At 52.3% G+C, this 20,157-nt stretch carries 13 protein-coding genes; 4 read left to right on the top strand and 9 right to left on the bottom strand.

Going from position 1 to position 20,157, the window contains the following annotated elements; all coding sequences use genetic code 11:
- Nucleotides 1-2: 2 nt before the first annotated feature.
- The 4 genes from sov to BUB30_RS11960 all read left to right on the top strand — a co-directional run bounded on the left by sov (nucleotide 3) and on the right by BUB30_RS11960 (nucleotide 9,333).
- A complete protein-coding gene (sov, locus tag BUB30_RS11945) occupies nucleotides 3-7,238 on the top strand; it encodes a T9SS outer membrane translocon Sov/SprA (protein WP_245804070.1) in 7,236 nt (2,411 codons plus the stop codon).
- A 147-nt stretch (nucleotides 7,239-7,385) separates the two neighbouring features.
- On the top strand, nucleotides 7,386-7,760 hold the full coding sequence (gene gcvH, locus BUB30_RS11950; protein WP_073133918.1) for a glycine cleavage system protein GcvH: 375 nt from the start codon (nucleotides 7,386-7,388) through the stop codon (nucleotides 7,758-7,760).
- 66 nt (nucleotides 7,761-7,826) lie between these two features.
- The gene (lipA, locus tag BUB30_RS11955; RefSeq protein ID WP_073133920.1) at nucleotides 7,827-8,714 is read left to right on the top strand and encodes a lipoyl synthase; all 888 of its coding nucleotides are present in this window, start codon (nucleotides 7,827-7,829) and stop codon (nucleotides 8,712-8,714) included.
- 112 nt (nucleotides 8,715-8,826) lie between these two features.
- Complete coding sequence (locus BUB30_RS11960; RefSeq protein WP_073135113.1) at nucleotides 8,827-9,333, top strand: hypothetical protein; 507 nt, start codon at nucleotides 8,827-8,829, stop codon at nucleotides 9,331-9,333.
- On the opposite strand, the gene BUB30_RS11965 is transcribed toward BUB30_RS11960, so the two are convergent.
- From BUB30_RS11965 to BUB30_RS12005, 9 genes are all read right to left on the bottom strand, one after another.
- On the bottom strand, nucleotides 9,330-10,727 hold the full coding sequence (locus tag BUB30_RS11965; protein ID WP_073133922.1) for an MBL fold metallo-hydrolase RNA specificity domain-containing protein: 1,398 nt from the start codon (nucleotides 10,725-10,727) through the stop codon (nucleotides 9,330-9,332). The genes BUB30_RS11960 and BUB30_RS11965 overlap by 4 nt on opposite strands.
- A gap of 31 nt (nucleotides 10,728-10,758) precedes the next feature.
- Nucleotides 10,759-11,028: an acylphosphatase gene (locus BUB30_RS11970; protein WP_073133924.1), complete on the bottom strand. Its 270-nt coding sequence runs from the start codon at nucleotides 11,026-11,028 to the stop codon at nucleotides 10,759-10,761.
- Nucleotides 11,029-11,130: 102 nt separating this feature from the next.
- Nucleotides 11,131-12,750: an NADP-dependent glyceraldehyde-3-phosphate dehydrogenase gene (locus tag BUB30_RS11975; protein ID WP_073133926.1), complete on the bottom strand. Its 1,620-nt coding sequence runs from the start codon at nucleotides 12,748-12,750 to the stop codon at nucleotides 11,131-11,133.
- Complete coding sequence (gene deoC / locus BUB30_RS11980) at nucleotides 12,747-13,412, bottom strand: deoxyribose-phosphate aldolase (protein WP_073133928.1); 666 nt, start codon at nucleotides 13,410-13,412, stop codon at nucleotides 12,747-12,749. The genes BUB30_RS11975 and deoC overlap by 4 nt, the downstream gene beginning before the upstream one ends.
- Nucleotides 13,413-13,480: 68 nt before the next feature.
- On the bottom strand, nucleotides 13,481-13,858 hold the full coding sequence (locus tag BUB30_RS11985) for a hypothetical protein (RefSeq protein WP_143164872.1): 378 nt from the start codon (nucleotides 13,856-13,858) through the stop codon (nucleotides 13,481-13,483).
- Nucleotides 13,859-14,059: 201 nt separating this feature from the next.
- The gene (locus tag BUB30_RS11990; RefSeq protein ID WP_084138040.1) at nucleotides 14,060-14,605 is read right to left on the bottom strand and encodes a thermonuclease family protein; all 546 of its coding nucleotides are present in this window, start codon (nucleotides 14,603-14,605) and stop codon (nucleotides 14,060-14,062) included.
- Nucleotides 14,606-14,800: 195 nt separating this feature from the next.
- Nucleotides 14,801-18,277 carry a tetratricopeptide repeat protein gene (locus BUB30_RS11995; RefSeq protein ID WP_143164873.1) on the bottom strand — a complete coding sequence of 1,159 codons (3,477 nt, stop codon included), beginning with the start codon at nucleotides 18,275-18,277 and terminating at the stop codon, nucleotides 14,801-14,803.
- A 339-nt stretch (nucleotides 18,278-18,616) separates the two neighbouring features.
- Nucleotides 18,617-19,423 (bottom strand): anti-sigma factor, encoded by an 807-nt coding sequence (locus BUB30_RS12000; protein ID WP_073133936.1) that lies wholly within the window; start codon nucleotides 19,421-19,423, stop codon nucleotides 18,617-18,619.
- Nucleotides 19,420-19,935 (bottom strand): RNA polymerase sigma factor, encoded by a 516-nt coding sequence (locus BUB30_RS12005; RefSeq protein ID WP_245804071.1) that lies wholly within the window; start codon nucleotides 19,933-19,935, stop codon nucleotides 19,420-19,422. Before BUB30_RS12005 ends, BUB30_RS12000 begins: the two co-directional genes overlap by 4 nt.
- Nucleotides 19,936-20,157 lie beyond the last annotated feature (222 nt).

Here is a 20,157-nt window from a genome sequence, read left to right on the forward strand (position 1 = left end):
GTTTGACTGTCTCTACACGGAAGAATCAGGTTGCTCTAACGCTTGGCCAGTTGTTTGTAGCATGGCTGAGTATTTTGCTCGTACCCCAGACGGTATCGGGGCAAGTCCGACCTACGCGCCAAAACCCTTCCGACACTACCCAGAGTGACAGTTACAAACCCACTCGGCGACCTACATACCGGGCCACCGACCGTTATGGCGATCCGTTCTCCAACACCACCACGGCCTCGCCCCTCTACCTGAAAGATCCCAACCAGATGAAACTGGACGTGGACATCGACACGGCCCTGAACTATACCATCTATGAAAAGATCGGCGACCTGAACTACCGCCCCACCTCGAGCATGAGCTTCGAGGAGTTCAAACAGTACCAGGACCGCCAGATCCTGAAAAGCTACTGGAAAGGACGTGCCCGCGCCCAGGACGGCGAGAGCGCTGTGAGCGGCCGCAGCCTCATCCCCAAGATCTTTATCAGCCCGGTACTGGACCGCATCTTTGGGGGGAGCTATGTAGAACTGGTGCCCCGCGGATTTGTGACCCTGGATTTCGGGGCCGCCTTCCAACGCCTCAACAACCCCAACATCCCCATCCGCCAGCAGCGCAACGGCGGCTTTGAGTTCGACCAGCAGATCAACATGAGCGTGGTGGGCAAAGTGGGCGAAAAACTGGCCGTGACCGCCAACTTCGACAACAACAACTCCTTCGACTTCCAGAACAACATGAAGGTGGAATACACTGGTTTCAAGGAAGACATTTTGCAAAAGCTAGAGATCGGTAACGTGAGCCTGCCCCTGAACAACACCCTGATCCAGGGTGCGCAAAACCTCTTCGGTATCAAAGCCAAGATGCAGTTCGGCAAACTGGACGTCACTTCCATCGCCACCACACAACGGGGGAAGACCGCGTCCATCAACCTGGGAGGAGGTAACAACGCCGGGCAAGGGCGACCGTTTGAGATCATCGCCTCCAACTACGACGAGAACCGTCACTTTTTCCTGGGCCAGTTTTTCCGCGACAACTATCAAAAATGGATCGGCAACCCACCCCAGATCATTTCCGGGGTGAACATTACACGCGTGGAAGTGTACATCCTGAACCGGAACAACGACACGCAGACCTTGCGCAACGTAATTGGTTTAATGGACCTTGCCGAGCCTACGCGCATTTACAACCGCAATATTGGCGGACGAAATCCCAATGCACCAAACGGCAACACCTCCAACGACCTTTTCGCATCGGTCAAGGGACTAAACCGCGACGCCGACGGAATCAATGCCCTCCTCGAGGGTCTGTATGGTGGTACGCTCGTAAATGGAACCGACTACGAAAAAATCACCGGCGCCCGCAAACTTGCAACCACCGAATATACCTTCCACCAACAGTTGGGCTATGTTACGTTGACGCGCAAACTTCAAAATGACGAAGCGCTCGCCGTCGCGTATGAGTACACCTATAACGGCCGAGCTTACCGTGTAGGTGAGCTCTCCGACGACTATGCGAGCTTGAAAGACAACGAAGTGATCTTTCTGAAACTGCTGCGTCCCCGTAAGATCGCCATCCGCGATGCGAACAAAAATATCATCCCCACCTGGGACCTGATGATGAAGAACATCTACAACCTGAACGTGACCCAACTCACACGCGATGGTTTCCAGCTCCGGGTGATCTACCGCGATGACAAATCCGGTATCGACAACCCACAATTGCAGGAAGGGACGAAAGTACGAACGCGGCAGTTGGTGGAAGTAATGGGTTTGGATAAACTCAACCCCGTGAACGACCCGCAAAAGGATGGGAACTTCGACTATATCGAAGGCATCACCATAAATTCCACAACGGGTCTTATCATCTATCCCTACCTCCATCCTTTCAGTGACGCCTTGCGACAGGCGTTTGCCGGGGATCCCCAGCAGAGTTATCTCATCCAGAAATACGCTTACGATACGCTCTATCACACCACCAAGGCCGATGCCGAATTGTTTGCCACAAAGAACAAGTTCTACATGAAGGGTATGTACAGTGCCGGTTCATCGAAGGAAATATTGATACCAGGCTTTGGTGTGTCGCAGGGGTCGGTGAAGTTGTATGCCGGCGGCATCCCTTTGAATGAAGGAACCGACTTCGTTGTGGACTACACCTTTGGCAAGGTGACCATCCTGAACGAATCGGTTTTAAACTCGGGCAAAAATATTGAAGTGAAGTATGAGCAGTCGGACCCGTTTGCTTTTCAAACCCGAAGCTTGCTGGGAACACGGTTGGACTACCACCTCAGTGAAGATGTGAACCTGGGCGCCACCGCGTTGTATTACAACGAACGGCCGCTCATCAGCCGTAACCAGATCGGCACCGAGCCTGCGCGCAACTTGCAATACGGTCTTGATTTCAACGTCAATAAAAAAAGCCGCATGCTCACCAAGCTGGTGGATGCATTGCCTTTTTTGGAAACCAAAGAGCAATCATCGGTGACCATGACGGGCGAGTTTGCCCAATTGCTTCCCGGCACATCAAACAAAATCAACGGCGAGGGAACGGCCTACATCGACGACTTCGAGAACACGGCCACGCCTTATTCGCTGATGAGCCCGAACGGCTGGAAACTTTCTTCCGTTCCCAAAACGCTGGACTACCGGTTCGATCCCGCCAATGGCCTGGGTAACGATCTTTCCGCGGGATACTTGCGCGCCAAAATTGCCTGGTACACGGTCGACAATCAACTTTATCGGAACGTGGGTCGCTTCAAACCGGACAACATCACCGACAACGATTTGAAGAACCACTATGTGCGCCCTGTGGATCCGAAAGAAATTTTCCCGTTGCGCCAGCTCACGCAGGGTATTTTTTATGAACAGATCTTCGATGTTGCCTACTATCCAAAAGAACGGGGACCCTACAACTACAATCCGCAACAAACGTCGGACGGTTTTCTGAACAGCCCCGAAAAGAACTGGGGCGCCATTACGAACGCCATCCGAACCGAAGTTGATTTCGACAAGGCGAATATTGAGTACGTTGAATTCTGGTTGCTCGACCCGTTCATCAACACACAATACGGTTATATCGACGATGGTATTACTGACACCCCACAACCCAACCGGACCGGTGGTAAAGTAACCTTCCAACTCGGCAGTATTTCCGAAGACGTGATCCGCGATTCCAAGCATGCGTTTGAGAACGGACTTCCTCCCACCGGAAACCTCGACACGGAGGCCACCAAAAATAATTGGGGTTATGTCACTTCGCAGCAATACCTGACCAACGCCTTCAACAACGACCCTAGCACACGGGTGAACCAGGATGTGGGATTGGACGGTTTGCCGACCGACAAGGAAGTGAGCTTCTTTCAAAATTACATCAATCAACTGGGTGGCGCAGCAAAGGACAAATCCATCCAGGATCCGTCAGCAGATAACTTCCACTATTTCTTAGGTTCCGATCTGGATGCCAACAACGCGCAGATCCTGGAACGCTACAAACAGATCAACGGCCAGGATGGAAACTCGCCCGTGATCACGGGTAGCGACGCCGTTACGCCTTCGGGCAGCACGATCCCTGACAACGAAGATATCAACGCCGATAATACGCTGAGCGAACTGGAAGAATATTACGAATACAACCTCGACCTGCGCCCCGGCCAACTTGACATCAACAAAGGGTATATCGTAGACAAGATCAACACCAAAGGCACCAATTCGCCGGAGCAGGTGACGTGGTATTTGTTCCGTATTCCCGTGCGGCAATTCGAGAACAAGGTCGGTGCCATCGATGGTTTTAAGTCCATCAAGTATGCGCGGATGTTGCTCACGGGGTTCAAGGATCCAGTGGTGTTGCGTTTTGCAAACTTCCGCATGGTGGGTAGCCGCTGGAGAAGATACACCGACAATTTGCTCGAAAGCGACCTGGTGAAAGATCCCGAACTCGATCCGAATAACTTTACTGTGAACGTGGTGAACCTGGAAGAAAACGCCGCGCCTTCCGAAAATAAATCCGGTTATGTGATCCCTCCTGGCGTGGTGCGCGACCGCGACAACACATCGGCGGTGCCTCGCCAGTTGAACGAGCAGTCGGTGCAGGTGTGTGTCGACAATCTCAATGATGGCGATTCACGGGCGATCTATAAGACGGGCGCGGTGGATTTGTTCAACTATGGCCGTATCAAAATGTATTTCCACGCCAACAGCGATGCCAATGACGGTGACCTGCAAGGGTTCCTGCGGTTGGGTACGGACTTCGATCAAAACTATTATGAAGTAGCGATACCGTTGAAGATCACGCGCCCCACCAACTCCACCGATCCCGAAGTGGTCTGGCCCGATGAGAATACTATCGACATGGCCTTGGATGATCTTTATGCGCTGAAAGCCGCCCGAGACCGCGAAGCTTTTCCGTTAACGGAGTTGTATCCGCGCGATGGCCCCAAACTGGTGGAGGACCGCCATCTGATCCGGATCTTCGGACGCCCCGACCTGAGCAGTGTGCAGGTGATGATGATCGGGATCCGCAACCCAAAGACGGCCGACAAAAAAACGATATCGGCCTGTATCTGGGCGAACGAACTTCGCGTGACCGATTTTAACCGAACGCCAGGCTGGGCGGTGAACTCTACCATCAGCGCCAAGCTGGCTGACTTTGCCACGGTGACCGGTGCGTTCCGTCACACCACTTTTGGTTTTGGACCCGTGAGTTCCAAGATCTTCGAGCGGACGCGCGACGAAACCACAGCCTACGACATCTCGGCCAACGTGAATGTGGATAAACTGCTGCCCGGCAACACCGGCATCAAGATCCCTATGTTCATGAGTTATCAGAACACGACGATCAATCCGCAATACGACCCCGCCAACCCGGACATGAAATTGAGCGCAGCCTTGCAGTCGTTCAATACCGACCAGGAACGGCACGACTATCTCAAGATCATTCGCGACCAGGAAACGCGACGAAGTTTGAACTTTATCAACGTCCGAAAGGTGAAGACCCGGGCGGATGCACCGGTACGGCTATGGGACATCGAGAACTTTGCCTTCAGCTATGCCTACAGTGAGGCAAACCGGTCAAACTTCACCACCCAACAAGCCCTGCAAAAAGAATATAAGGGTTCGATCGCCTACACCTTTTCGCCAAAAGCTACCGGCATCGAACCGTTCAAGGATTCGAAGGGGTTGAGTTCGCCCTGGTTGAAGGTGATCAAGGATTTCAACTTCAGTCTCATGCCGTCCAGCATCAGTATCCGGGCGGATCTTGACCGGTCGTTCCAGAAGAATGTGTACCGGAACTCCGGTTTTATTTCCGATCCGAACTATGTGAAGTTCTTCACCTTCAACCGATCATACGCCGTACACTGGAATTTTTCCAAGAACCTGTCGTTCGACTATAACTCCCGCATGAACGCCATCATCGACGAGCCCGATGGCGAAGGGGATTCGGTGTCGACCGAAATAAAAAAGAATTTGAAAAAATTTGGTCGTGCCAAGCTTTTCGATCAGAGCATGACCCTGAACTATACGGTACCCCTCGACAAAATTCCCGCCACGGACTGGCTGGGGGCCGACTATCGCTACCAGGTGAACTACAACTGGCGCGCCGGGCCACGCGACACGCCTGACACCCCGGGCAATCCTCCCATTGTGAATGGACTGCCTGACGACTTAAATTTTAAAAACACTATCCAGAATTTGCGTGAACAGAACTATACTGGTCGAATAGACATGATCAAGCTGTATAACAAAGTGAAGTTCCTCAAGGAACTCAATGCAGCGCCAAAGGTGAGCACCCGGCCCACCAACCCAAAACTCCCACCAAAGCCGACGAAGGCTGACAGCGTTAAAGAAAAATCCATGCCGGGCCTGGCAAAAGGAATCCTGCGCCTGCTCATGTCGCTTCGTTCTATCAACGGTACGTACACCCTTTCGGAAGGAACGATCCTACCTGGGTTCGTCCGCGATCCTAAATTATTCGGGATGGACGACACCTGGGATGCACCGGGGTGGGGTTTCATTTTTGGTAGCCAGGATCCCAACATCCGCTATAAAGCCGCATCCAAGGGTTGGCTCACCACCAACACGAGCCTCACCATGCCCTTCACGCAACAGCGAAACCAGACCATAAACCTGCGGGCAAACATAGAGCCTTCGCCCGACCTGAAGGTACAGGTCGATTTCAGGAAAGAGACCACCAACTCGTATCAATCCATTTTCCGCGCCTCCGAAGAGGGAAACATCAATAGTTTTAGCGATCTCAGTCCGAGTCGCAGCGGTTCCTATCGCATTTCGTTCAACACCATTCGCACGGCGTTCAATCGAAGCAACGGTGAAGTCACGTCGGCCGTGTTCCAAAAGTTTGAGGAGAACCTGGTCACCATTCAGCAACGCTTCAGTTTGCGCGGCGCGGCGAACACCGAATACGACACCACCATGCAGGACGTGGTGATCCCGGCTTTTCTGGCAGCGTATTCAGGAAAAGATGCAAAGGCCGTAAGCTTGTCGCCTTTCCCCAAGATACCGATGCCAAACTGGCGCGTCGACTATACAGGGCTTAATAAAATAGAGTTTTTTAAAAATGCGTTTCAATCCATCACCATTTCTCATGCGTATCAATCGACGTATTCGGTGATGAATTACTCCAACTCGTTGGACTCCCTGGCGAATACGGGAGGGAACCAAGCCTACCTGGCCATCGACCGGCCGATCGAAGATTACAACCGAACTTATTTCGGGCAGCCCAATGCCGAGGGAAAATATGTTCCCCTGTATGTGATCAGCCAAGTCTTGCTCTCCGAACAATTTGCGCCACTCATCGGCGTGAACGTGCGAACAAAAAGCCGGGTGACGGCCAACTTCCAATACAAAACCAAACGCGACGTCTCGCTCACCATCTCCAACGCGCAGATCACCGAGATGCTGAGCAAGGACATTTCGCTGGAAATCGGCTTTACAAAAAACAACATGAAGCTGCCGTTCAAATCCGAAGGCAGGCTCATCGTGTTGAAGAACGACGTGACCTTCCGCCTGAACACCACCGTGTCGGATCAGCGGACCATTCAACGGAAGGTGAACGAGTTGAATATGATCACCAACGGCAGTGTCAACATCCAGTTGCGGCCTAACATCAGCTATGTGGTGAACCAGAAACTCAATATCCAGGCCTACTTCGAGCGGACCATCAACGACCCGAAGGTTTCGAACTCCTACCGGCGGGCCACCACGCGGTTCGGGGTGCAGGTGCGGTTCAGCCTGGCGCAATAGATTTCGGCCCTTTCCGGCGGTTTTTCCTGCTTTAATTGTCCATCCCAGGCCTGTTTTCCCTACTTTATCCATTTCCCAATCTTCCGATTTTCACCTATTTTTGGGCCACTGAAAATCTCCTTAACCACTTAAAAATTTCCCCTGAACATGAATATCCCGGATTCACTGAAGTACACCAAAGACCACGAATGGGTTAAGATCGAAGGCAACACGGCCACGGTAGGCATCACCGATTTCGCACAAGGCGAGTTGGGTGACATTGTGTATGTCGACATTACTTCCGTGGGCCAGGAAATTGCCGCACACGAAATTTTCGGAACGGTAGAGGCCGTAAAGACGGTTTCCGACCTGTATATGCCCGTTGGCGGCAAAGTGCTGGAACTGAATGCCATTTTGGACGGCAGCCCCGAAAAAGTGAACGAAGACCCCTATGGCGATGGCTGGATGATCAAAATCCAGATCAACGGAAGCACGAACGATCTGCTTTCGGCTGCTCAATACAAGGAACTTATCGGCAAGTAGGGCGCGTTTGGATACAGTGAAACCGCTGTATTCACCGGTCCTTTCTTCAAACGTGAACATTCTGTCATGATCGAGCTGCCTGTTATATCCCCAGAACAAACCCGCAAACGCAAACCGGATTGGCTGCGCGTGAAACTGCCGGTAGGACCGGACTATGCCCGGGTGCGCAAGTTGGTGGACAACTATAAACTGCACACCATCTGCGAAAGCGGCAATTGCCCTAACATGGGCGAATGCTGGGGGGCCGGCACGGCTACGTTTATGATCCTGGGCAACGTGTGTACCCGCAGCTGCACCTTTTGCGCTGTGGCCACCGGAAGACCCACCGAATATGACGCCGACGAACCCAAGCGCGTGGCCGAGGCCATCAAGCTGATGCAGGTGAAACACGCCGTGATCACATCCGTGAACCGCGACGAATTGAAAGATCGCGGCGCCGAGATCTGGTATCAAACCGTTGTTGAAACCAAGAAAATAAGCCCCGAAACCACCATTGAAACGCTCATCCCCGACACAAAAGGAAACTGGGATGCCCTGTACCGCATGATTGAAGGCGGCCAGGAAGTGGTGTCGCACAATATGGAAACCGTTGGGCGGCTCTACCGCATGGTGCGTCCCCAAGCTAAATACGAGCGCAGCCTCGAACAGATCAAGCGCATCCGCGAAGCCGGCATGCGCACCAAGTCGGGCATTATGCTGGGCGTGGGCGAAACAAAAGAGGAAGTGTTCAAGGCCATGGACGACCTGGTGGAAAACGGCCTGCTCATCCTAACCCTGGGCCAATACCTGCAGCCCACCAAAATGCACCTCGAGGTGGCCGAATTCATCCACCCCGAAACGTTCGACATGTATAAGGAAGAGGGACTGAAACGCGGCCTCCGCTATGTGGAGTCCGGTCCGCTGGTGCGATCTTCATATCACGCCGAGCGCCATGTGAACGTGCCCCTTTCATAGGGCTATTGTTCCCGTTAACGATTTTTCTTTGTGTTTTTGAATGGTCCGTTGTGAAAGCCACTCCCGGTTTTCACTTTTTCTTTTTACTTTTGCGAAACCCCATCGCAACCCTGTGCTTCGAAAATTCTTCCCACGCGACAAGAATTATATCCTGGAAGAGGCACAACTTTCCCTGGAAACCACTTTGCTGCACTACCTGGTTGACTTCGTGAAGGTGGAGTACCTGATGCGTTGCAACCCGCTGGGCCTGGCGGACGATACGTCCAAAAAGATCCAGTCACATCACGCCACCCAATTCGAACACCTGCACGAGTTCTACCTGAACCTGGCCGGCCTGTTCCGCTTCAAATATTACAGCGACAATCAACTGGAGTTCCTTTTCGATGGCCGTGACGACTCGCGGAAATACCAGGAAGAATGGAGCGTCATGTTCAAGCGCTGGATCAAAGAGTTTTGCAAGCACGAAAATTTCACCCGCGCCGTGCTGGAGCTCACCGTGTTCTATCCCGATGACTATACGCCGCAAATGGCCGGCATGCGCCTCAGCGCATTCATCACGAAATTCTTTGAAGTGAAGATCGACCCCCAGAAAGGGATCATCAAAAAGAGCGTCGCTTAAATTCCTGTAAACAGTGTTACCTGGTCCAGGGGTTTGGGCACCATCACATTCCATTGCAATGTGTCGCGAATGGCTTGGGCGTATTTTTCCTGGGCCTCACCTTCGCCGTGCACACAAAACGTGAGCTTTGGTTTTTCCGTGAAGCCCCCCATCCATTGAAACAGTTCGCGACGGTCGGCGTGACCCGACATCGACGCAATTTGTTCGACTTTGCAATGGACCGGCACATCCTCGCCAAAAATGCGTATAGACGGCGCGTGGTCCTGCAGGTTGCGGCCGCGCGTTCCTTCAGCCTGGTATCCGGCAATGAGAAAGGTATCCTGCGGATTTCTTAACCGGTTGAACATGTGGTGCAGGATGCGACCTCCTGTCATCATGCCGCTGGAGGCGATGATGATGGCGTTGGTCTTCAGGTGGTTTAGCGATTTGGAATGTTCGGGCGATTTCACAAACACCAGCATGTTGGTTTCCATAGCATGCGCCAGTTCCTCCCGCGCAGATTCGAAGGTGTGGTAATTTGGATACTTATAAAATAGATAGGTCGTTGAAATCGCCATGGGGCTGTCGATGTAGACGGGTACATCGGGAATTTTATCTTCCTTCATCAGCTTCCTGAAATAATAGAGCAGGCTTTGGGTGCGGCCCACGGCAAATGCCGGGATCACCAGCACACCTCCGCGACGGAAGGCGTCGTTCACCACGCGGGTCAATTCATGTTCCGGGTCGTTGTAGGGATTGTCCTTCGTACCATAGGTGGACTCGATAAAAAGTACGTCAGCCTGAGTGATGGTTTCGGGTGGGTGAAGCATGGCCTGCTGGTAGCGGCCGAGATCGCCGGAGAAGACGATCTTTTTGGTTTGCGTGTCGCCCTGGATAAAAACTTCCGTGATGGCCGAACCCAATAAATGGCCGGCGTCGTGGTATACTATTTCTACGCGGTCGTGGACTCTGAATTTGGTTTTATAGTCGAACGTTTTGAAAAGCGGAAACACATTGCGTGCATCGTGTTCGTCATAGAGGCCGCTCGGTTCGGCGTGTTTGGAGTAGCCTTTCTTCCGGGCGTATTGCGCTTCTTCATGTTGCAGCTTGGCAGAATCCAGCAACATGATTTGCATGAGGTCGGCTGTGGGCGGCGTGCAATAGATGGGGCCGTTGTAGCCGTCCTTCACCAATTTTGGAAGGTAGCCCGTGTGATCAATGTGAGCATGGCTGATCACGACGGCATGGATCTTTTTCGGGTCGACCGGAAATTTATCCCAGTTGCGCAGACGCAATTCTTTCAAGCCTTGAAACAATCCGCAGTCCAACAAAATGTAGGTTCCTCCAATGTCGATGAGGTGGCGTGAGCCGGTAACGCTTTTGGCCGCGCCTAAGAATTGTGCCTTTACATCCATGTACGAAAGATAGAGGAAAATAATTTTCCCATTACCGCCGTTGCTTGAAATCCGGAAAGTTCTGGAGCGGTCCTTCCGTAGACGTTACATCGGAAACGCGGGCATGGGGTGGTCCCTGGCGGCACCAATCCAACAGCGATTGAAGCGCACTGTCGTCACCTTCGGCTTCAATGTATACACTTCCGTCGGGTTCATTTTGGACAAATCCCTTCAACCCCAGCGCCCTGGCTTTTTCGACGGTGGAAGCCCGGTAGAAAACGCCTTGCACTTTGCCGGTGACCTGGATGGCGAGGTGTTTCATTTTCTGTTCTGTTTATAATACCGTTTGTCTAAAATACAAAAGAACCTGGATGCTTCTCGCAGCACCCAGGTTCCTTTTTTATTCCATTCAAAAAATCTGTTATTAGAAAATATAGTCCGTGCTCAAAAACGCCGACTCGTGGTTCCGGATGATGTTGCTGATCATTTGCTTATTCTCATCGGTCGTCTTCGTGGCCACGATCGTGCGGATGGAAAATACGCGCAGTGCGTCTGAAACGGAGAGGGTTCCTTCGGCAGAATCTTTTCTACCGTTGAAGGGGAATGTATCTGGTCCGCGTTGGCTTTGTGTGTTGAGGTTGATGCGCCCTACCTGGTTGACAAAAGCATCCATCAGGCTGGCCACGCGTTTTGAGTCTTTGCCAAAAATGCTGATCTGCTGACCGAAGTTGGAGTTCACCACGTAGTCGATCACCTCGCTGTCGTTCTCAAAAGGAACGATGGGGATGACGGGGCCGAATTGTTCCTCGGTGTACAGTTTCATTTTGTCATTGACGGGATAGACCACGGCGGGGTAATAGAAGGAATGCGAATATTCTCCGCCGCCATCATTCACAATCTTTGCGCCGTGTTGTTTTGCATCCTCCACGAGGTTCCGCAGGTAGTCTACCTTGCCGGGCTCTGGAAGGGGCGTGAGTGAAACGCCAGGGTCCCAGGGCATGCCGGGTTTGAGCGCTGCAACGGCTTTGTTGAATTTTGCGATGAAGGTGTCGGCGATGCTCTTGTGCACGAACAATACTTTCAATGCCGTGCAACGCTGGCCGTTGAACGACAGCGAACCGGTAATGGATTCGCTCACCGCGTTGTCGATGTCGGCATCCGGAAGCACGATGGCTGGATTCTTGGCATCCAATCCTAACACGGCTTTGAGACGATGCGATTTAGGGTGAAGCTTTTTCAATTCGTTGGCGCCTTTGTTTGTTCCGATGAAGGCGAACACATCGATGAGGCCCGTCTCCATGAGCGCTCCAACGGTTTCGCGACCTCTTCCATAAATGATGTTGATCACCCCGGGAGGGAAGCTGGTGCGGAATGCTTCCAGCAGCGGACGGATCAACAGCACTCCAAACTTCGCGGGTTTGAACACCACGGTGTTGCCCATGATAAGCGCCGGGATGAGCGTGGAGAACGTTTCGTTCAACGGATAGTTGTAAGGACCCATACACAATGCTACACCATAAGGCACGCGGCGGATCTGCGCCATGAAGCCTTGATCTTCCACGAGCTTGGCAGAATTGCGATCGATCTCTTTGTACACCTTGATGGTATCGACAATGTAGTCGCACGTGCGATCAAATTCTTTTTCAGAATCTTTCAAGGTCTTGCCGATCTCCCACATGAGCAGCTTCACCACCTCGGCGCGTTTCAGGCGCATGGCGGCGAGAAATTTCTCTACGTGTTCGATGCGGGCGGTAACGCTCAGGGTAGGCCACACCCCGTGGCCGAGGTCATAGGCTTTTACGGCGCCGTCTAATGCTTCGAGCGCTTCTTTCGAGGTGAGCAGCGGTGTGCTACCGATGTTCTTGGGAACAATTTCATTTCCTTGTTTCACATAGACGGGGCTCAGGATGGGGTTGAGACTTCCCGGCCACGTTTTCAATTCACCGTTGATGAGGTACTCCCGTTGATCGATGGGTTGCGAGATCCGGTAGGCTTCGGGAATGTCGGCCTCCGAAGGGAAAACATTTGTTAAGCGTTCGCTCATTTTATTTGATTTGGGTTGGTTGTTTGCAACATAGAGATGCCGGACGATGTGCCGATGCGGGTCGCGCCGGCATCTATCATAGCCAACGCCTGCTCGCGTGTTTTAATTCCGCCCGATGCTTTTATGCCAACGTGTGCTGGCAAACTTTTTTTCATGATCGCGATCTGCTCGATGGTTGCTCCCCGCGGAGCAAATCCTGTCGAGGTCTTAACGTAGTCGGCACCTGCATCGGCACAGAGTTTACAGGCCTGCTCCAGCTCTTCATCAGAAAGATACGCCGTCTCGACAATCACTTTCAACAGCCGCTCACTGGCGTGGACCAGGTGGCTGCATTTGGCGATCTCGATCTTTGTCCAGGGAAGTCCGGTCTTGAAGGCGCTGATGTTCCAGACGACGTCGATCTCGTTGGCGCCGTTATCGATTGCGCGGCGCACGTCGTCGACTTTGGTCTCGGTCATGGTGTAGCCAAAGGGAAATCCGGCCACGGTGACGAGGGTGATCTTGGCCGTGCCGATCTCACGACTGGCGCGCTTCACCCAAAACGGCGGCACGCATATTCCCAAAAAGCCATACTGCTTGGCATCGTCCACCAGTTGGTCGATGTCGCGGATGGTCAGCGTGGGACTGAGGTTGGTATGCTCGATGTAGCCGGCGAGATTCATCGGTACAAGATACAGAAAAGTGCACACGCACACCGTTATCTGTCACGATGCAAAAAAGGGATCGGGAATTAGTGGCGGATGCCGCACTCCTTGCAATACTTCAACTTGCCCGCCTTGTGTTTCTTGGGTGGACGTTTGTGTCCGAAATACATGGGGTTGGAGTATTGGGGCTTGGCCATTTCGCGTTCGGCTTTGCCGCGTTCTTTGGCCACCGCCATCATGCGGTCGTAGTAGTCTTGCTGACTGTCGTAGGTGGGCCCTTTGGATTTGGATTTTTTCTTCTTGGGCTCGCGGAACGTCGATTCGGCGCCCTGGTAAGGACTCAACGAATTGGGATCGACGGTCGATTGCTCGGTCGCGTCCTTGTCGCGCTTTTTCTTTTTGGGCTTTTGGGCGTAGGTGCCAAAGCCGATCAGGAAAAACAATATAATAAGGAGTGCTCGCATAAGCGTAAGATCAAATATATTAACTATCCGGCGCTATTAAAATTGTTTTGGCCGGGTTCAATCGGCTGGAATTGTCGCCCAACCTAAACCAGGCGTTGTCGAAATGAAACTGCCCCCGACAGCTCAGGGGCAGTTCAACTAAACCCTAAAAACTTAACTAACCTAACTTCTAAACTTTAACTAAACTTTACTTTCTAAACTTTAACTGCTCTTGGGCTGTAGCATGGTCTGCTGGCGGCGGAAAGTCCACGGGGGCGTGGGATTTTCCTGTTTCCAGAGGCCTTTGCCCTTTTGCTGCGCCAGGGTGCGATACGACTCCAGGTCGGGCAGCGGGTTCCTTTCGGCGGTCCAGGCATAGCCTTGCTTGAGCAGTTCTACGCGGGGATCCTCTTTTCCATTCACCAGCACTTCGGCAAAATAGTTGCCCAGGCGATCACGGCCGGTAAACTTTACCACAACCGTTTTCTTCAATACGATCTTTTCCAGGGCGGATTTGGCTTTGTCGCCATATTCCTGTTCCAGTTCGGGGCTGTCGATGCCGGCCAGCATCACTTTGTGCGTTTCGTTGTCTTCACCAACAATGCTCAGGGTGTTGCCGTCGATCACCTCCACCACTTTCCCTTTCACTTCCTCTTCGGCCAGGGCGACTCCCCAGAACATAAACGCCACGATCGTCGCTCCTACCAGCCTTCTACTGTACGTGGCCTCGCTGCGTTTTTGTTGTTCAAAATTGTGCTTTAAAATCATGTTGTGTGGCGCGGTTCGCGGAGGGGTCTGTCGCGTGTAAGATTTTCTTACAACTCCCCAGCCGTGCGCGCGAGGGATAATGCAAATTCTTTACCAAAAGCTAAAGAGTGGTTTTTTGCCCTAAAAACGAAAGCAGCGCCGGTTTTCAGCGCTGCTTTTGTTTCAATACGGGATGCGTTTGCTATCAGAATGAGATCACTTACAGTATTGGTCGATCTGGAATCGCGATTTCGCATCGCCAAATTCCACGGCTTTGCGCCAGTCGAAGCACGCCTTGGTCTTGTCTTTCATCTGATAATAAAAATTGCCGCGCTGTTTATAGTACATGGCATTCTTGGGCTCGATGCGGATGGCCTCGTCCATGTCGGAGATGCCTGCCCCATAGTCGTCCAGTTGCGACTTGCAGGTGGCGCGATTGTAGTAAGCCAGGCCATCGCTGGGATTGAACTGGATCGCCTTGTTGTAGTCCAGCATGGCGCCTTCGTAGTCTTCCAGTCCCTCCTTTACTAACCCCCGGTTAAAGTGCGCGTCCGCATTCTTGGGGTCCAGGTCGATGGCCTTGTTCAGCTCGGTCACGGCCGACTTGGTGTCTTCCAGCCCGATGTAGGCGCGACCTTTGTTGAGATAGAGCTGCACGGTATTTTCACCTGCCTTTTGTGCATCGTTAAAGTCACTTATGGCAGCTTGGAACTCATCTTCCTCCAACTGCATCAGGCCGCGTTTGTAAAACACTTCCTTGTCTTTCACACCGGCTGCGATCAGCTTGTCATAATATTCCCGCGCGGGAGGAAATTTTTGCAGGTTGTAAAAGGTATTTCCCAACAGCCGGTATAGTTCCGGATCGGGTTTCTCGGTGAGCTTCTCTACCTCGCGGAGATCTTTCACAGCCTCTTCGTATTTCTTCGTGTTGTAGTAGGCAAGCCCGCGGTTTTCGAAGGCCTTCACATAGTCCGGCTTTTTATCAATGGCCGTGGTGAAGTCGGCAATGGCCGACGGATAATTTTCCAGTTTGAAATAGGCCTTGCCACGGTTGTTGAACAGCACGGGATCTTTCAATCCCAACGTAACGGCTTTCGAATAATCTTCTACTGCCCCAGGCAAATTGTTCACACTAAACTTCGCATCGCCGCGGTGATAAAATGCCGACGACAACGTGGCGTCCTTGACGATGGCTTCATCATAGTCTTTGATGGCTTCGTCAAAATTCTTGCTGTCGTAGCGGCAATAGCCGCGCATGTCGTAGGCAGTGGCTTCTTTTGTTCCACCGGTGATCGCCTTGTCCAGATCCGCGAAAGCGCCTTTGTAGTCCTTGAGGTTGTAGCGCGCAGCTCCGCGTTTGAAGTACAGGTCGTTGTCTGTTATGCCCTTCTCTATCGCCTTTGTGAAATCGGCCACGGACTTTTCATACTCCTTCAATTCGAACAAGGAATAACCCCGGGCGGCAAAAACAAAATTCTCCTTGCTTGCCCCTTCTATGGCCTTGGTGAGGTCGGGCACGGCGCCCTGGTAATCTTTTGTGTAATATTTCGATATCCCCAACACGGCAAACTCTTCCGCACCCGCTTCTCCACGCGAAGCCAAAACGGCGAGGTCGCCGATAACACCGGCATAGTCTTTCAACTGATAGCGGGCAGCGGCGCGGTTTTTCAAGGCTTGTGTATAATCTTTTTTGATGCCCAGCGCGCGATCGAAGTCGGCGATGGATTCCTTGGGCATGTTCGCATTCAATTTGGCCTTCCCCCGGTTGTTAAAGACCACTTCGTCGCTGGCGCCCAGCGTGATGGCCTGGTCGTAGGCCTCGATAGCGCCTTTGAAATTATTTTGTTTGAAGCGGAGATTACCCATTTGATAATACAGCTCTTTATTCTTGCTGCCCATGGTCATCGCTTTTTCCATCACGGGCAATGCCTCTTTATCTTTTTGCACGACCATGTAGGAAAGGGCCAGCGCTTCATAGGCAGGCAGATCGGCTTTATTCTTCAGGGTTGCTTTTTCCAGGTCGGTTATGGCAGTGGTGTATTCTTTTTGTTGATACAATGCCTTGCCCCGTTTCAAATAAATATCATCCTCTTTTTCGCCAGCGAGTTCGGCGGCGTTCAGGGCTTCCGTTGCACCTTTGTAGTTTGCAGCATCAAAGCGCAGGTAGCCGGCGTAGAGCGACACTTTACTGTCTTTCACACCTGCCGCTAAGGCTTTGTCGAGGTAGGTTTGGGCAAGGTCTTTTTTGGCGAGGGAATAGTTGGCGATGCCGAGCATCTTCAACACATCGGCCGATTCGCCTTCGGTGGTCTTTGCTTTTTCCAGGTCGGTCGCTGCGCCGGCATAATCCTTTAGTGCAAATTTGGCTGTGCCGCGGTTGAGGAATGCCTTGCCATAGCTGGCGTTGGCCTGGATCGCTTTGTCGAAATCGGCTACGGCGCCGGGCAGGTCGTTCAGGTTCATTTTCGCTTTGCCCCGGTTGTTGAACAACACGGCATCAGTGGCGCCGGCTTTCACCGCATTGTCGTAGTATTTGATGGCATTCGCGAAATCGCTTTTCAAAAATTTCAGATCGCCGAGGTTCTTGAAGGCTTCCACATCGGATGCACCGAGGGTAACTGCTTTCTCCAAATCCTTCAAGGCGTTCTCATTGTCTTTTTGGATGAACTCTGCATTGCCTTTGTACAGGAACGCTTCTTTCGACGCCACGCCCGCCGTGATGGCTTTGTTCAGGCTTTCAATGGCGGGAGCATATTCTTTGTTTTTATATTGGCATGAACCCAATGCATAAAAAACGTCCTTGTCGTTCACGCCCATCGACACGGCGGCCGACAAACTTTTTGCGGCCTCGGTGCAGTTGCCCAGGGCGGTGTGGCTCAATCCCAGCATTCGGAACACATCCTTATCCTTCACTCCTTTTTGAGCAACCTTGTCCAACGCCTCGGCCGTGCCTTTGTCGTCTTTCAACATGAATTTGGCGGTGCCCACTTTTTGATAGAACTCCACATCGGCGCGGCCGCTGGCCATCAGTTTCTCGAAGTCGGCCACGCTGCCCTTCCAGTCCTGGAGTTTGTAGCGGGTCTCGGCGCGGTTTTCAATGGCCTTGTCGTAGCCGGATTTCAGTTCCAGTGCTTTATCGAAATCGGGAAGCGCTCCCTTGAAATCGCCGAGGTTGAATTTTGCTTTGCCGCGGTTGTTGTACAGCGTGGCATCGGCTTTGCCGGAGGCGATGGCCTTGTCGTAGTAGGTGACGGCTTCGCGATAATTCTCCATGCGAAACTTGGCGTTGCCCAGGTTGGCAAACGTTTCATAGCCGGTGGCGCCCATGGTCACGGCCTTGTCCAGGTCGGTGGCTGCGCCCTGGTAGTCGTCGAGTTGATACTTGGCGTTGCCGCGGTATTCGAAAAGTTCGGCGGAGTTGATGCGGGCCTTCAGGGCTTCGTCCAGGTCGGCCTTGGCTTTGTCGTATTGTTTCAAGCTGTAGTAGGCCACGCCGCGTTTCACATACACTTGCTTGTCGCCAAAACCGGAGTTGATCAATTGGGTAAATTGCAGGGCGGCATCGTCGAAGTTGCCGGCCTTTAATTTTTTCTGCCCGGCTTCCCATTGCACCTGCATCAGGGAGTCTGCCTTTTGTGCCCATGCGGTGGAAACCAGGAACAGCAGGCCTACGGCTAAAAGTTTTTCTCTCATGTTTGTTTCGGAAAAAATGACGCGAAACAAAGTTATTAAATCCCGTCATGATTCAAGGCCCTGGAAAAACGGCTTCATGTAAGGTGCGCCCTGAAAAAAGAAAAATCCTTCCCGTGGTGGGGAAGGATTGGAGAGGGTCTTTCCAACCTATAGATCAGTGCATGAAAAAGGCGACGGTCGCATCCAAAAAAAGGATCAAAAGCAAGTCCTGAGCCCTTTCGTAATAGGAATGGATGGGTAGTAAGGTTTTCATAGATCAGGATGGCCTGTCGCCTACTTACGAAGCAGACCGGCCGGCCGGATCTATGGATTTTAAACTTTTTTGGGGAAATTTTTTGGCTAGACCTTCACCACGTTGCCCATCACCTGCATGGTTTCCAGGGTTGGGGTGGGCTTTCCGCCGCGGGGTTCGATGGTCACGGCAAAAGCCGCCGCCCCGGAGGCGATGTCTTTCATTTTGAGGAGTCCGGCCACGTCGCCGTCGAACACTCCGGCGTCTACCGGCTTGCCGTCGATGATGGCCCACAGTTGATATTGATTGTCTTTCGACAATTGTTTCAGGCTTTGGATGCTGAGGTATACTTCTTTGGAGGATTCGTTCCAATACACATAGGCCATGGACTGTGGCGCGTTGGGCGTGCCCATCATCATCACCCGTTTGAAGGCGGGGTTGTTCACCACATTCTTCAAATCGTTCTCCATTTTGTCGAGGTGCTGGTTCACCCGGTTGTAGTCTTGCGCCATGCGCTGGTTTTGGGCGGTCAGTTCGGTGAGGCTGGTTTCGGATGCGCGCCATTTGTTCCAGTAATAATAGGCCTGGAGGGAAGCGATCAACGCAATCGTGACGGAGGCCGCCGCGGCATATTTCCAGAGGCGGATGCTGGACGATGGCATCGCCACGACCTTGGCTTCTGTTGAAGAGGCCTTGTCGATCAGGGCAAACAGGTTCGTCTTGATAGATGCTTTCGGCGTCACGGCCGCATCCATCAAAAGTCTTTCCTGGGTTTCTTCCACGCGGGCGAGTTCTTCCCGGAGCTCGGGATATTGCGCAAGGTTTTTCTCCACCTCTTCGCGTTCCCGTTCAGAAAGTTCTCCCAGCGCGTAGGCCTCCAGGATACCGGTCGCTATGTAGTCGTGTATGTTCACGTGACTCCCAATGTTGTTCTCAGTTGTTTCATCGCCAAACGCAGGCGTGTTTTTATCGTTCCCAGGGGAATATTATGTTCATCAGCCAGTTCTGACTGCGTATAGCCCTTAAAATAAAGGTGTTCCACTACGAAACGTTGTTCTTCCGGAAGGTTTTTCAGGATGTCCTTTACACCAATGTCGTCGATGCCCTGCTCCAGGTATTCTGAGCGATCAATCCTATTTACGACATTGTCGATACCGGTGGTTTTCTTTTCCTTACTTATTTCGCGTGACCGCGTTTTGTCGATGGCCTGGTTGCGGGCCACGTTCAGGATCCAGGTGAAAAGCTTGCCCTTGGTGCTGTCGTAACTCTCGAATTTGTCCCAGATCTTCAGAAAAACGTCTTGCAACACTTCATCCGCAATGTCTTCTTTCCTGACAATGCGGAGAATGGCACCATACAACGCCCCGGAATAGTGGTCGTAGAGATATTCCAGCGCCAGGCGGTCCTTCCCCCGCAACCGGCTCACAAGTTCTGACTCTTCGATATGTTGACGCGCAGGACTGATGGTATTTAAGAGGGTATTTTAGGAAAGTAAATTAAATAGAACCGAATAAGCAAGATTGGGATGGACGGTCTACGCCGCCAAACCCTTAACGTTCTCTTTGCACTGCTGCACTTTCTTTGCTTTAGGAAGCGCGGCCCCGCCCGCTGAAGCTTTAGCCAAAGCGGCTTTGCCCGCCGAAGCTTT

This window comes from Chryseolinea serpens (assembly GCF_900129725.1).
Taxonomy (GTDB): Bacteria; Bacteroidota; Bacteroidia; order Cytophagales; family Cyclobacteriaceae; genus Chryseolinea; species Chryseolinea serpens.

Coding starts and splice junctions, on each gene's coding strand:
- gcvH (WP_073133918.1), top strand. CDS start 7,386: ATGAATATCCCGGATTCACTGAAGTACACCAAAGACCACGAATGGGTT.
- lipA (WP_073133920.1), top strand. CDS start 7,827: ATGATCGAGCTGCCTGTTATATCCCCAGAACAAACCCGCAAACGCAAA.
- BUB30_RS11965 (WP_073133922.1), bottom strand. CDS start 10,727: ATGGATGTAAAGGCACAATTCTTAGGCGCGGCCAAAAGCGTTACCGGC.
- BUB30_RS11970 (WP_073133924.1), bottom strand. CDS start 11,028: ATGAAACACCTCGCCATCCAGGTCACCGGCAAAGTGCAAGGCGTTTTC.
- BUB30_RS11975 (WP_073133926.1), bottom strand. CDS start 12,750: ATGAGCGAACGCTTAACAAATGTTTTCCCTTCGGAGGCCGACATTCCC.
- deoC (WP_073133928.1), bottom strand. CDS start 13,412: ATGAATCTCGCCGGCTACATCGAGCATACCAACCTCAGTCCCACGCTG.
- BUB30_RS11985 (WP_143164872.1), bottom strand. CDS start 13,858: ATGCGAGCACTCCTTATTATATTGTTTTTCCTGATCGGCTTTGGCACC.
- BUB30_RS11990 (WP_084138040.1), bottom strand. CDS start 14,605: ATGATTTTAAAGCACAATTTTGAACAACAAAAACGCAGCGAGGCCACG.
- BUB30_RS11995 (WP_143164873.1), bottom strand. CDS start 18,277: ATGAGAGAAAAACTTTTAGCCGTAGGCCTGCTGTTCCTGGTTTCCACC.